Origin of the sequence: Ensifer sp. B1-9 (genome assembly GCF_050474445.1) — a bacterium.
In the GTDB taxonomy this organism is placed as follows: Bacteria; Pseudomonadota; Alphaproteobacteria; order Rhizobiales; family Rhizobiaceae; genus Ensifer.
In genome coordinates, this window is record NZ_JBCHVG010000010.1 from 124599 (window position 1) to 137570 (window position 12972).

At 63.0% G+C, this 12972-nt stretch carries 10 protein-coding genes; 3 read left to right on the forward strand and 7 right to left on the reverse strand.

Going from position 1 to position 12972, the window contains the following annotated elements; all coding sequences use genetic code 11:
• The first annotated feature begins 150 nt into the window (after window positions 1-150).
• Both ACQ5BM_RS19640 and ACQ5BM_RS19645 read left to right on the forward strand, forming a co-directional pair.
• A complete protein-coding gene (locus ACQ5BM_RS19640; RefSeq protein WP_429814748.1) occupies window positions 151-834 on the forward strand; it encodes a response regulator transcription factor in 684 nt (227 codons plus the stop codon).
• Window positions 835-932: 98 nt separating this feature from the next.
• Complete coding sequence (locus tag ACQ5BM_RS19645; protein WP_429814751.1) at window positions 933-1388, forward strand: cyclic nucleotide-binding domain-containing protein; 456 nt, start codon at window positions 933-935, stop codon at window positions 1386-1388.
• A 24-nt stretch (window positions 1389-1412) separates the two neighbouring features.
• Here the strand turns inward: ACQ5BM_RS19645 and ACQ5BM_RS19650 are convergent, their stop codons facing one another.
• The 7 genes from ACQ5BM_RS19650 to tesB all read right to left on the reverse strand — a co-directional run bounded on the left by ACQ5BM_RS19650 (window position 1413) and on the right by tesB (window position 11446).
• Window positions 1413-3596 (reverse strand): TonB-dependent siderophore receptor, encoded by a 2184-nt coding sequence (locus ACQ5BM_RS19650; RefSeq protein ID WP_429814754.1) that lies wholly within the window; start codon window positions 3594-3596, stop codon window positions 1413-1415.
• A gap of 230 nt (window positions 3597-3826) precedes the next feature.
• Window positions 3827-4633: an exodeoxyribonuclease III gene (locus tag ACQ5BM_RS19655; protein ID WP_247959417.1), complete on the reverse strand. Its 807-nt coding sequence runs from the start codon at window positions 4631-4633 to the stop codon at window positions 3827-3829.
• Window positions 4634-4829: 196 nt separating this feature from the next.
• Window positions 4830-5492, reverse strand: a complete 663-nt coding sequence (locus tag ACQ5BM_RS19660) for an outer membrane lipoprotein carrier protein LolA (protein ID WP_429814757.1) — start codon at window positions 5490-5492, stop codon at window positions 4830-4832.
• A 146-nt stretch (window positions 5493-5638) separates the two neighbouring features.
• Window positions 5639-8308 (reverse strand): DNA translocase FtsK 4TM domain-containing protein, encoded by a 2670-nt coding sequence (locus ACQ5BM_RS19665; RefSeq protein ID WP_429814760.1) that lies wholly within the window; start codon window positions 8306-8308, stop codon window positions 5639-5641.
• 231 nt (window positions 8309-8539) lie between these two features.
• Window positions 8540-9961 carry an ammonium transporter gene (locus tag ACQ5BM_RS19670; protein ID WP_429814763.1) on the reverse strand — a complete coding sequence of 474 codons (1422 nt, stop codon included), beginning with the start codon at window positions 9959-9961 and terminating at the stop codon, window positions 8540-8542.
• Between the two features lie 27 nt (window positions 9962-9988).
• Window positions 9989-10327, reverse strand: coding sequence for a P-II family nitrogen regulator (locus tag ACQ5BM_RS19675; RefSeq protein ID WP_077968248.1), 339 nt, complete (start codon window positions 10325-10327; stop codon window positions 9989-9991).
• A gap of 234 nt (window positions 10328-10561) precedes the next feature.
• Window positions 10562-11446 (reverse strand): acyl-CoA thioesterase II, encoded by an 885-nt coding sequence (gene tesB / locus ACQ5BM_RS19680; RefSeq protein ID WP_429814765.1) that lies wholly within the window; start codon window positions 11444-11446, stop codon window positions 10562-10564.
• Between the two features lie 85 nt (window positions 11447-11531).
• Here tesB and ACQ5BM_RS19685 point away from each other — a divergent pair, with 85 nt between their 5' ends.
• Window positions 11532-12746 (forward strand): ubiquinone biosynthesis hydroxylase, encoded by a 1215-nt coding sequence (locus tag ACQ5BM_RS19685; protein ID WP_429814768.1) that lies wholly within the window; start codon window positions 11532-11534, stop codon window positions 12744-12746.
• Window positions 12747-12972: the final 226 nt, after the last annotated feature.

A 12972-nucleotide genomic window follows, 5' to 3' on the forward strand; every position in this document is an offset into this window, starting at 1 on the left:
CGATTTAAGGACAAAGACATGCCGCAAATCAAAGTGCGACAGCGACCTTTGCGCGTCTGATAAGACGCGCGGCGCTGTAGCAATGCTGGTTCGCTTGCCAACACAGGCATTTGAGCTAGTTTGAAAATGGAAGCAAACAGGAATTGTCCAATGGCGACCCGTACCATTCTTCTTGTCGATGACGACAATGACCTGCGCGAGACATTGGTCGAGCAACTCTCGCTCTACGAAGAATTCGATCTCATCCAGGAGGCGACCGCCGCCAAGGGTATCCAGACCGCACGTGGGCAGCAGGTGGATCTGCTGATCATGGATGTCGGCCTACCCGACATGGATGGCCGCGAGGCGGTAAAGCTTCTGCGCAAGGGCGGTTTCAAGGCGCCGATCATCATGCTGACCGGCCACGACACCGATTCGGACACGATCCTCGGACTCGAGGCCGGCGCCAACGACTATGTGACAAAGCCGTTCCGCTTCGCCGTGCTGCTTGCCCGCATTCGGGCGCAGTTGCGCCAGCACGAGCAGAGCGAGGACGCGACCTTCAGCGTCGGGCCCTACACGTTCAAGCCCAGCCAGAAGTTGCTGACGCTTGAGAACGGCCAGAAGATTCGTCTCACCGAGAAGGAAGCGGCGATCATCCGCTACCTCTACCGCGCCGACCAGAAGGTGGTGACGCGCGACGTGCTTCTGGAAGAGGTCTGGGGCTACAATTCCGGCGTCACCACCCACACGCTGGAAACCCATGTCTACCGGCTGCGCCAGAAAATCGAGCGGGACCCTTCCAATGCCGAGATTTTGGTGACAGAGAACGGCGGCTACAAGATCGTTCCGTAGCCGGGGTATGCATGGCGCGAAACAGCTCCACGCCATGTTCCGTTTTCCGTTACCGCCCTGCCGGGTCGGCAGCGACGTGACTTCCGGAGGTTAGCCGCTTGGCGCTCAACGATGATATCGTGCTTCTGTCCAACGTGCCGCTGTTTGCCGATATCAGCGAGGACAAGCTGCGGCTGATCGCCTTCGGCGCGGAGCGGCGCCGCATATTCAAGGGGCAGGAACTGTTTCGCGAAGGGGCGCCCGCCGATTGCGCCTATGCGATCGCGAGCGGCAGCCTGTCCTTGTCGAAGGCAGGCGCCGACGGTTCCCTGGCGCAGGTCACCACGGTCGGCCGTGGTGCACTTCTGTCGGAACTGGCCCTGATCTCGATGGTCGAACGCAAGTTCACGGCAACCGCCGAGGAAGACAGCGAGGTCATCCGCATCAACCGGCCGCTCTTCCGCCGCATGCTGGAAGAATACCCGGAAGTGGCAGAACTCGTCGAAGTGCGCATCCGCGAGAACCTGCAGGCGATGATCCGCCGGGCCGGCGCGCTCGCCGGCCGCTTTGCCTGAACTCCGATAACTGGCTTCCTTCCGTTACCACCGGTATTTCAGCGAACCGAGCACCGTGCGGCCCTGGCCGAAATAGCAGTAGCCATCGGTGCAGATCTCTTCGCGGCGGTCGCCGAGATTGGTGGCGCTGACGGCGAGCGTCAGCCCGTCGAGCTCGGGGTTCCTGACGCCGAAGTCGTAGGCGATCGAGGCGTCGAAATAGACGGCGCCGCCGTTCTTGGCCGTGTTGGCATCGGATGTGTAGGAGCTCGATGCCAGACGCATGCCGCCGCCGAGGCTCAAGCCCGCAAGCTCAGTATCGTCGGGCAGCAGATAGTTGACCCAGAGCGATGCGACATGGCGCGGCTTCGTTGACGGCACATTGCCGATCAGCGACGGGTCGACGTTCCCGGTGATTTCGGCGTCGTTGTAGTTATAGGCGGCGATAAAGCTCAGGCCGTTATCGAATTCCCTTCGTCCTTCCACCTCGAAGCCATTGGTCGTCACTTCGCCTGATGACTTGTAATAGTAGCCGGCGGGGAAGGACGCGTCCGACACATATTGCGGCGCGCCGGTCTCGACGATCCGGTAGTAGGCAGCACTCAGCGAGTAGGCCTCGCCTTCCGGCTGGTACTTCACGCCAAGCTCGATCTGCTCGCCGCTCGTCGGATCGAGCACGGTGCCGTCCGCCGAGAGTTCGGTGCGTGGCATGAAGGAAGTGCTGTAGCTGGCATAGGGCGCGATGCCGCTGTCGAAGAGGTAGAGAAGGCCCGCCTGTCCGGTCAGTTCGCCATCGTCCTTGCGATCGACGACGCCGGTGTTCTTGTTGGTGCTGGTCTGGTCGACCCAGTCGTAGCGAAGGCCGCCGACGGCGCGCCAGTTGCCGAACTCCACCTGGTCCTGGACATAGATGCCGGTCTGGCGGAGATCCCGCCCGCTGAAGCTGGTGAGAGCAGGCGTCGGGCCGCTGACGCCGAAGGTGGGGTTGTTGAGGTCTAAACGATAGGCCGGATCGACGGCGCCGAAGCCGAGGCCGAAGTCGGAGGTGATCCAGGTATAGTCGAGGCCGGTCAGGAGCGTGTGGGAGACCGCGCCGGTGTCGAAGACTGCCTCGAGCTGATTGTCGATCTGGTAGGCGCGCTGGTCGTCCTTGATGGCGACGGGAGAGCGGTCAAAGACGTGGGGTGCCACCTCGGCCCCGAATTGCAGGTAACGGGCCTTCAGGTCGAGATCGCTGACGCGGCCGTGCTGGCGGAAGGTCAGGCCGTTGTCGAATTCATGTTCGAACTTGTAGCCCGCCTGATACTGCCGGACCTTCTGATAGTCGTAGTCCGGATCGCTGTAGCGCAGCAGCCGGCCATCATGTTCGAGCACCCTCGGGCTGGCGTCGCTCTCGCCTTTCTGGCCGAGACCGTAGACGGTCAGCGACGTGCCTTCGTCCGGCCTCCAGGTAAAGGAGGGTTGCAGCAGGTAACGGTCGTCGGCGACGTCGTAGTTGGTCTCGCCGTTCCTGAAGAGCCCGACGAAGCGGTAGAGGAAATCGCCCTCGGCCGTTGTCGGGCCACCGAAATCGAAGGCGGCCTGGGTGCGGCCGATCGTGCCATATTGTAGCTCGACCTCGCTGTGCGTCTCCTCCCCAGGCATCTTCGAGATGCGATTGACGATGCCGCCGACGCCGGCTGCGCCATACATGACGGAGACCGGCCCCTTCAGGATCTCGATTCGTTCGAGGCCGTAGACCTCGGTCGGGAAGGTGCCGTAGTTCATGTAGGGCTGGCGCAGGCCGTCGCGGAAGTCGCCGGTCGTCGTCGTCTCGAAGCCGCGGATGTAGATCTGGTCGAAGCGCGGATCGAAGCCGAAGGCGCCCGTCGTGACGCCGGCGGCGTAACGCGTCGCCTGGATCATGTCCTGTACGCTGCGCTCTTCGAGTTCCTTGCGTGTGATCACCGAGACTGAGCGCGGCGTTTCGACCAGCGGCGTATCGATCTTGAATGCCGAGACATTGCGCGTCGGCGCAATCGTGTCGTTATCCTCGGCGATCGTCGCGGCTGTCTTGCCGGCCGTCACCTCGATCTTTTCCAACCGTGTCGTCTTCTGGCTTTCGGCCGATTGCGCATAAGCTGCGGTTGGCGAAAGGAACACGACGACAACGCTTGCGGCCAGGACAATGGTTGCGGAGAATGCGCGGCGCGACGCGCGCGTGAAGTGGATCGGCAAGGTCTTCGACATGTCTGGCCCTCTTGCGGGCGCACGAAAGCCCTCCGGCGAAAGCCAGAGCGGAGCACCCGAGTATCAGTGAAAACGGCAGCCCAGCGGCTGCTGGAGGCGGTGTCCCCGCCGCCCGAAAAGAGGGATAGTCCGTTTGGAAATGCGCATCAAGAAAAATATGATTCTTTTAGTCATGTTTTTCTTGATGAATCGGCAAGCACCGAAGGCCCGCGCCGCCGCTCAGGGAAGCGTCAGATATCGAAGTGGGCGATGACCGGCACGTGGTCGGAGGGGCGCTCCCAGCCGCGGGCTTCGCGCAGGATGTCGACGTGCTTCAGCGCCGGCGCCAGGTCGGCGGAGGACCAGATGTGGTCGAGCCGGCGACCGCGGTCGGCAGCTTCCCAGTCCTTCGCCCGGTAGCTCCACCAGGTGTAGAGCTTGGTCGGGGCCGGTGTGTGCTGGCGCATCAGGTCGACCCAGCCGCCACCGGTCATGACCGTGGTCAGCCCCTCGGTTTCGATCGGCGTATGGCTGACGATCTTCAGGAGCTGCTTGTGCGACCAGACGTCGTCTTCGAGTGGCGCGATGTTGAGGTCGCCGACGAGGATCGAGGAAATGCCGGCCTCGGCCTCCGCGTGCAGCAGCTTCATCTCCTCGACGAAGTCGAGCTTGTGGCCGAATTTCGGGTTGATGGTGCGGTCCGGCTCGTCGCCGCCTGCCGGAACATAGAAATTGTGCAGCCGGATCTTCTTGCCGCCGGCCTCGAAGACGACCGACAGGTGGCGGGCATCGCCGACGCCGCAATAGTCACGGCGGTCGCTGAGCTCATGTAGCGGCAGGCGCGAGATCGTCGCCACGCCGTGATAGCCCTTCTGGCCGTGCATCTCGATATGGTTGTAGCCGAGCGCCTTCAGCGGCTTCGAAGGGAACTGGTCGTTCGGGCACTTGGTTTCCTGCAGGCAGAGGATGTCCGGCTGCCACGTCTTCAGGAGATGCTCGACAAGCGGCATGCGCAGGCGAACGGAATTGATGTTCCATGTGGCGACGGAAAGGGCCATTCGTCATTCCCTGATCGGCTGGAGCCGGACGTTCGCGAAGGGAAGGCCGGCTTGAGATGGATGTTTGACATGAGCTTTAAGCAGGTCCGACGCGCCGGGACAAGGAATGCGCGAACGGGATCGCACGAAAAAGGCCGCCATCCGGCGGCCTCATGTCCGTCATGCCCGCGGTCGGGATGCCGGCGGTTGGATCTCTCTAGCCGCCCCGCTTGTTGCGGACCTCGTCGTAGGGGATCTGGAAGACCTTGTCGTCCAACGGCATCCCGGTCTGGACGTTGAAGATCATGACCGAGGTATCCTTCTTCTGCGCGTCGGTGATCGTCCATTGGCGCAGATCGTAGGTCTTCGGATCGAACATCATGGTGATGGTCGAATCGCCGAAGATCGAGCGGTCGCCAAGCACGATGGTAATGAGGTCGGACTCTTCCTTGACGTCGCGCACCATCTTGCCGGTCAGGTCGATCTTCTCGCTGAGCAGCAGGTTGAGCGGCGTCTTCGACAGCGGATAGATGTCCCAGGTCTTGAGCTTCATGTTGCCGATGACCACGGACTTGCCGTCGGCGATGACGCGCATCGGCGAGGGGGCCTCGTAGTTGAAGCGGATGCGGCCGGGGCGGCGGATATAGAACTTGCCGCCGGTCTGTTCGCCGCGCGGGCCGAACTGCACGAATTCACCGGACATGGTCTTCACCGAGGAGAAGTGATCGGCGATCTTTTGGGCGGCACTCGGCGCCTGGGCGAAGGCCTGGGTGAGATCGAGACCGGTGCCGCCGATGCCGGCAAGCGCCGCAAGCCCGCACACGAAGAGGCGGCGCGAAATCACCGGAGGATTGCGCTCGCCGATTTTGGTCTCTGTCATCTCAGTCTCCTTCATTTACCGATCATCTGGAGCGCAAGTGCGGCGCCTTCAAGGCGCCATTTTCGAGCTTTGCGGCTTGTGCTCTCACATGACCGTTACCGGTTCGACCCCTGGTCCGGGGCGTCTGCCCTTGTCTGTCGGCCGCATCAGCGGCCGGTGATTTCCGCTTCGGTCGGAACCAGGATCTCGCGCTTTCCGGCGTGGTTCGCCGGGCCGATGATGCCTTCCTGCTCCATGCGCTCGATCAGCGATGCGGCCCGATTATAGCCGATGCCGAGGCGGCGCTGCACGTAGGAGGTGGAAGCCTTGCCGTCGCGCAGAACGATCGCGACCGCCTGATCATAGGGGTCGTCGGAATCGGCGAGGTTGGAGGTGCCGGCCGGTCCGCCGCCGTCACCATCCTCGTCATCGTCCTCGGTGATGGCATCGAGATATTGCGGCACGCCCTGGGTCTTCAGATAGGCGACGACCTCCTCGACCTCGGTGTCGGAGACGAAGGGGCCGTGGACGCGCTGGATGCGGCCGCCACCGGCCATGTAGAGCATGTCGCCCATGCCGAGCAGCTGCTCGGCGCCCTGTTCGCCGAGGATCGTGCGGCTGTCGATCTTCGATGTGACCTGGAATGAGATGCGCGTCGGGAAGTTGGCCTTGATTGTGCCGGTGATGACATCGACCGAGGGGCGCTGCGTCGCCATGATGACATGGATGCCGGCGGCACGCGCCATCTGGGCGAGGCGCTGCACGGCGCCTTCGATGTCCTTGCCGGCGACCATCATCAGGTCGGCCATTTCGTCGATGATGACGACGATGTAGGGCATCGGCGACAGATCGAATTCTTCCGTTTCGTACATCGCCTCGCCGGTCTGGCGGTCGAAGCCGGTCTGTACCGTGCGGGTGATCGATTCACCCTTGGCAAGCGCCTGCTCGACGCGGCTGTTGAAACCGTCGATGTTGCGCACGCCGATCTTCGACATCTTCTTGTAGCGCTCTTCCATCTCGCGCACCGTCCACTTCAGCGCGACGACCGCCTTCTTGGGATCGGTCACGACGGGCGAAAGCAGGTGCGGGATGCCGTCATACACGGAGAGTTCGAGCATCTTCGGGTCGATCATGATCAGGCGGCACTGATCCGGGCGCAGGCGATAGAGCAGCGACAGGATCATCGTGTTGATCGCCACCGACTTGCCCGAGCCGGTGGTACCGGCGACGAGCAGATGCGGCATCTTGGCGAGATCGGCAACCACGGGCTCGCCACCGATCGTCTTGCCGAGCGCCATGGCAAGGCGTGCCTTGGAAGTCTCGAAGTCACGCGAGCCGATGAGTTCGCGCAGGTAGACGGTTTCGCGCCGCTGGTTCGGCAGTTCGATGCCGATGGCATTGCGGCCGGGAACGACGGCGACGCGGGCAGCGATCGCGCTCATCGAACGGGCGATGTCGTCGGCAAGGCCGATAACGCGGGACGACTTGATGCCGGGCGCCGGCTCCAGTTCGTAGAGGGTTACGACCGGACCCGGGCGCACGTGGATGATCTCGCCCTTGACGCCGAAATCCTCGAGCACGCCTTCGAGCATGCGGGCATTCTGTTCGAGTGCGTCGGGCGACAGCGAAGCGTCGCGGCTGACATTCTTCGGTTCGGCGAGAAAATGCATCGGCGGCAGCGTGAAATCGCCATCGTCCTCGACGAAGGAGCGCTGGGCTTCGCGCTCGATCCGCTGGCCGGCTTTCGGGCGGGGTGCCGGCGTTGCCACCCGCGAGCCCGATTTCGGCAGGCCCTGCTTCGGCGGCGCTGCCCGCGGCGCCCAGTCGGATGCCGGATCATCGTCCTCGTCGTCCGGCAGGATGCCGGCGGGGCGGCGCTCGTCGATATCGAAGGGCAGATCGTCGTCCTCGCCGTCGGCCATGATCGACGGCGGCGTGACGATGCGGCGTTCGGAGCGGTCGAGCGAGGGTTCGATGCGGTCGCCGGCAGCCATCGGCTTCGGCCGGACCGGCTCGTTCAGGGTGCCGAACTCGTCATTGTTGAAGTCGTAAGGCTCGTCATACTGACGCTTGGGCGAACTGCGCGTGCCGCTCATGCCGAAAATGCGGCGCACGCGCGCATGCATCGTGTAGCGCATATGGGCGAAGGAGCCCATCAGCAGGGTGAAGGGGCCTTCGCTGTCGTCCTCGTCCAACTCGTCGCGAACGGTACGCGCCTTGCTCGGAGTCGGTTCGGCAATCTCCTCGTCTTCCTCTTCGTCGCTGACGCCGATGAGACCGGCGCTGTAGATCAGGCACCAGGCGGCCGGTGCCGCGAAGATGCAGGCGAGCACGGTCGCGAGCGTGCCGGTCGGGAAGGCGCCGGTGAAGAGTGCGGGAAAGCGGAGAATCATGTCGCCGAAGACGCCGCCAAGACCATTGGGCAAGGGCCAGGTGATGGGCGCGGGCACGCAGCTCAGCGCCGCGCCGGCAAGCACGGAGCCGATGAACCAGGCGCCGAGGCGCTTGAATATCTTGTCGAAGCGCTTGCCGCTGATCAGCACCAGCGCCCAGGCGACGGCCGGCAGCAGCGCGACGACGCTGGCAAGGCCGAAGAATTGCATGAAGATATCGGCAAAGGCCGCACCCGGATAACCAAGCACATTGGTCGGCGCTTCCGATGTGGCATAGGAGAAGCTCGGGTCGGCGACGTTCCATGTCGATAGCGCCGCGACAGCCAGCGCCAATGCGCCGAACAGCGCAAAGCCCGCCAGCGACGCGATCTGTCGCCAAACGAAGGTGGTTAGCACGAACCGGTTGGAACGGCTGTCAAGCGTTGCCGGATTGCTTCTGCTCATATTGCCTGCTGCCCGTGTCGATCTCTAGGGCACATTGCGTGCCATGGAATCAACCTAAGCGGAGTACGGTTAATGCGACATTAACCATGCGTAGTTGCCGCTAAAATAGCGGCGCCTGTCCTGAAGATCCGTACGAAAAAGGCCCGGATCTTGCGATCCGGGCCAAAGGCGATCCGCAAAGACGGATCGCGACGGGACTTGGGTGGGGCCCTTTGTGGCGCCACGATGCGCTTAGCTGGCGTGGTATGCGGCTTCGCCGTGGGACGAGAGGTCGAGGCCTTCGCGTTCGGCTTCGACCGAGACACGCAGGCCGACGATCGAATCGACGATCTTGAAGATGATGAACGAACCGATACCGGACCAGACCACGGTGACAAGGACGCCCTTGAGCTGTGCCAAGACCTGGGTTGCGGTGCCTGCGTAACCGGCTGCGAAGTCGGCCGTCGAATAATCGACGATGCCGGCGCCGCCGAGGGCCGGGTTGACAAGGATGCCGGTGGCAATGGCGCCGAGGATGCCGCCGACGCCATGAACGCCGAAGACGTCGAGGCTGTCGTCGTAGTTGAACTTGTTCTTCACGACGTCGACGAAAAAGTAGCAGACCGGGGAGACGATGAAACCGAGCACGATCGCGCCCATCGGTCCGGCGAAGCCGGCAGCCGGCGTGACGGCGACGAGGCCGGCAACGGCACCGGACGCTGCACCGAGCATCGAGGCCTTGCCGCGCACAAGCGTTTCGACGACGGCCCAGGAGATGATGGCGGCGGCGGTTGCGAGGAAGGTGTTGATCATCGCGAGAGCGGCATAGGCGTTGGCCTCGAGGTTGGAGCCGGCATTGAAGCCGAACCAGCCGACCCAGAGCAGCGACGCGCCGACCATCGTGAGCGTCATCGAGTGCGGCGCCATGATTTCCTTCTTATAGCCGGTGCGCTTGCCGAGCAGGATGGCACCGACGAGGCCGGCGATGCCAGCGTTGATGTGAACCACCGTGCCGCCGGCGAAGTCGATCGCACCGAAGGAGAAGATCAGGCCGGTCGGAGCCGTGTAAGCGCTCGGGCCGCCCCAGAACCAGACCATGTGGGCGATCGGGAAGTAGACGAACGTGACCCAGAGAATGACGAACAGCACGACGGCCGAAAAGCGGATGCGCTCGGCGAAGGCACCGACGATCAGCGCCGGCGTGATGCAGGCAAAGGTCATCTGGAAGACGACGAAAACATATTCGGGGATGAAAACACCCTTGGAGAAGCTCTCGGCGAGCGTGGTCGTGTCGACGCCGGCGAGGAACATCTTCGACAGGCCGCCGACGAACAGGTTGAGCGAGCCGCCGTCCGTGAAGGCCAGTGAGTAACCGTAGGTGACCCAGATGATCATGACGATCGCGGTGATCATCAGAACCTGCATCAGCACGGACAGCATGTTCTTTGCCCGCACCAGGCCGCCATAGAAGAGGGCAAGACCGGGAACCGTCATGAGGAGAACGAGGATGGTGGACAAGAGCATCCAGGTGGTATCGCCCTTGTCCGGAACCGGTACGGCTGCAGCCGCTGCGGCCGGGGCCGCTTCCTGCGCGAAGGCAACGGCCGGCGCAAGCAGGGCGGCGGTGAGTGCGCCCAGGCGTCCAAGAGAGGTGGAAAGCTTAAGTGATGACATCGAGGAGTGCTCCCTGAACGGCGTGATTTACAACGCTTCTGAATCGGTTTCGCCGGTGCGGATGCGCACGGCATGGTCAATGGCATAGACGAAGATCTTGCCGTCGCCGATCTGGCCGGTCTTGGCGGCGGCCGCGATCGCTTCCACGGCCTTGTCGACGAGTTCCGAGGCAACCGCGATTTCGACCTTCAGCTTGGGCAGGAAGCTCACGGCATATTCGGTGCCGCGATAGATTTCGGTATGTCCCTTCTGGCGGCCGTAGCCTTTGACTTCGGTTACGGTCAGGCCCTGGATGCCGACAGCAGTGAGGGCTTCGCGAACCTCATCGAGCTTGAACGGCTTGATAATGGCCATCACAATTTTCATCTGGTTTCATCCTTGTTCGCCTCCGGCGGAGGCCGTCTCTCCTTGCTGCGGAGCGCCAGAGCGCCGTGCAACCGGACAATGACATTCAAGGGGCGTGCCAGATTCAGACGCTTGAGCTAAGCAAATGAAAAACAACGGGAAAAACGAAAGCCGCAGCACGGATGCTGCGGTGCAATAAAAAATCGTCAATTTAGAAGGTTAAAAAATAGGCAGATTATGGAATCTGCTTGTTTTCTATTCAGATGCCTTTTTCCGGATCAACCCTTCCTGGGCGACAGAGGCGATCAGCACGCCGGAACGCGTAAAAAGGCTGCCTCTGGTCATCCCGCGGGCACCGTGTGCACTTGGACTGTCCTGGGTATAGAGCAGCCAGTCGTCCATCTTGCAGGGGCGGTGGAACCACATGGCGTGATCGAGGCTTGCGACCTGCAGGTTCCGATCGAAGACCGAAGTGCCGTGCGCATAGAGCGAGGTGTCGAGCAGGGTCATGTCGGAGAGATAGGCAAGGATGGCCGCCTGGATATGGCGCTCGTCCGGAACGGTGCCGACCGCCTTGACCCAGACGTCCTGGATCGGCTTGCCGTCGTCGCGGGTAAAATAGTGGTGCAGCGAGGCCGGGCGGATTTCGATCGGCCGCGGCCGCTCCCAGTAGCGCCGGATCGCTTCCGGCGCATGGATGAGGAATTTCTCCTTCAGTTCCTGTTCGCCCGGCAAGGTCTCGGGCATCGGCAGCTTCGGCATCTCGATCTGGTGGTCGAAACCGTCCTCGTCGTACTGGAACGAGGCGGACATCGAGAAGATCGCCTTGCCGTGCTGAATGGCGACCACACGGCGGGTGGCGAAGCTCGAGCCGTCGCGGATACGGTCGACCTCGTAGATGATCGGCACCGATGGATCTCCCGGCCGCATGAAATAGGCGTGCAGCGAATGGACGAAGCGGTCGGCGTCGACGGTCCGCTGGGCCGCCACCAGCGCCTGGCCGATGACCTGGCCGCCGAACACGCGCTGCCAGCCGACCTGCGGGCTCAAGCCCCGAAACAGGTTTTCCTCCAGCTTCTCGAGATCGAGAATGGCAAGCAGCGCATCCATGGGTGTGGCGGTCTCAGTGGGGCGCGACATTTCGGCAGTCTCCGATGGTAGGAACGTCGATGGCATTGATCTATATAGACATAAAACGATGCTCAAGTGCGACGGGAGAAAGCGGATGCTCGATGTCTTGATTGCCGGTGGCGGCTATGTCGGCCTTTCGCTCGCCGTTTCCCTGAAGAAGGCCGCGCCGCATCTGAGCGTTATGGTCATCGACGGCGCGCCGGAAGGCGCCTGGAAGAAGGACCAGCGCGCCTCGGCGGTTGCGTCGGCTGCCGAGCGCATGCTCGACGTGCTCGGGGTCTGGGATCAGATCGCGCCGGAGGCGGAGCCGATCCGCCGGATGGTGATTACCGATTCGAAGGCGGCCGATCCGGTGCGCCCGGTGTTCCTGACCTTTGATGGCGACGGCGGCGATGGCCGGCCCTTCGCCCACATGGTGCCGAACACGGCGATGGTCGGCGCGCTGCGCGGAGCATGCGAGGAACTCGGCGTCGTCAATCGCCAGTCGACGATGGTCGAAAGCTTCAAGAGCGGCGACCATGCGGTCGACGTCACGCTTGCCGGCGGCGAAAAGCTGGAAGCGCGCCTGCTTGTGGCCTGTGACGGCGTGCGCTCCAAGCTGCGTGATGCCGCCGGCATCAAGACGGTCGAGTTCGACTACGGTCAGTCCGGCATCGTCACGACGGTCGAGCACGAGCGGCCGCACGACGGCACGGCGGAGGAGCATTTCCTGCCGGCCGGTCCGTTTGCGACGCTGCCGCTCAAGAACAATCGCTCGTCACTGGTCTGGACCGAGCGCACCGAGGACGCCGAACGGCTGGTCAAGGGCGACGATTTCCTGTTCGAAGAGGAGCTGGAGCGCCGTTTTGGCCACAAGCTCGGGCATCTGAAGGTGGTCGGCGGACGGCGGGCCTTTCCGCTCGGCCTGACGCTCGCCCGCGATTTCGTCAAGCCGCGCTTTGCCCTTGCCGGCGATGCGGCCCACGGTATTCACCCGATCTCGGGACAGGGGCTCAATCTCGGCTTCAGGGACGTCGCGGCTCTGGCGGAAACGATCGTCGAGGCGGACCGCCTCGGGCTCGACATCGGCTCGCTCGCCGTGCTCGAGCGCTACCAGAGCTGGCGGCGTTTCGACACCTTCCGCATGGGGGTGACGACCGACGTGCTCAACCGGCTGTTTTCCAACGACATCACCCCGGTCCGTATCGCCCGCGATTTCGGCCTCGGTATCGTCGATCGCTTGCCGTCGCTGAAGAATTTCTTCATCCGCCAGGCCGCCGGCATCGCCGGTGAGACCGATCCGCGGCTGCTGTCGGGTCAGCCGATCTGAACAGCGACCTTGGGATTGCCCCTCACCCTAACCCTCTCCCCGCAGGCAGGGAGAGGGGGCGAGATCTACCCGTTGCGTCGCCGCCATGCGCGACCGGACAGCAAGCAAGCGGCGGTTTGACTTTTCAGGTGCAAGCGCGCCACGCGTTTCCTTCTCCCCGCCTGCGGGGAGAAGGTGGCCGGCAGGCCGGATGAGGGGCAGTTGAGAATTATGCGATCGAGAGCCG

What these genes read in the sequence shown, in the direction of transcription:
- ACQ5BM_RS19640 (WP_429814748.1), top strand. Translation starts at nt 151, where the DNA reads ATGGCGACCCGTACCATTCTTCTTGTCGATGACGACAATGACCTGCGC.
- ACQ5BM_RS19650 (WP_429814754.1), bottom strand. Translation starts at nt 3,596, where the DNA reads ATGTCGAAGACCTTGCCGATCCACTTCACGCGCGCGTCGCGCCGCGCA.
- ACQ5BM_RS19655 (WP_247959417.1), bottom strand. Translation starts at nt 4,633, where the DNA reads ATGGCCCTTTCCGTCGCCACATGGAACATCAATTCCGTTCGCCTGCGC.
- ACQ5BM_RS19660 (WP_429814757.1), bottom strand. Translation starts at nt 5,492, where the DNA reads ATGACAGAGACCAAAATCGGCGAGCGCAATCCTCCGGTGATTTCGCGC.
- ACQ5BM_RS19665 (WP_429814760.1), bottom strand. Translation starts at nt 8,308, where the DNA reads ATGAGCAGAAGCAATCCGGCAACGCTTGACAGCCGTTCCAACCGGTTC.
- ACQ5BM_RS19670 (WP_429814763.1), bottom strand. Translation starts at nt 9,961, where the DNA reads ATGTCATCACTTAAGCTTTCCACCTCTCTTGGACGCCTGGGCGCACTC.
- ACQ5BM_RS19675 (WP_077968248.1), bottom strand. Translation starts at nt 10,327, where the DNA reads ATGAAAATTGTGATGGCCATTATCAAGCCGTTCAAGCTCGATGAGGTT.
- tesB (WP_429814765.1), bottom strand. Translation starts at nt 11,446, where the DNA reads ATGTCGCGCCCCACTGAGACCGCCACACCCATGGATGCGCTGCTTGCC.
- ACQ5BM_RS19685 (WP_429814768.1), top strand. Translation starts at nt 11,532, where the DNA reads ATGCTCGATGTCTTGATTGCCGGTGGCGGCTATGTCGGCCTTTCGCTC.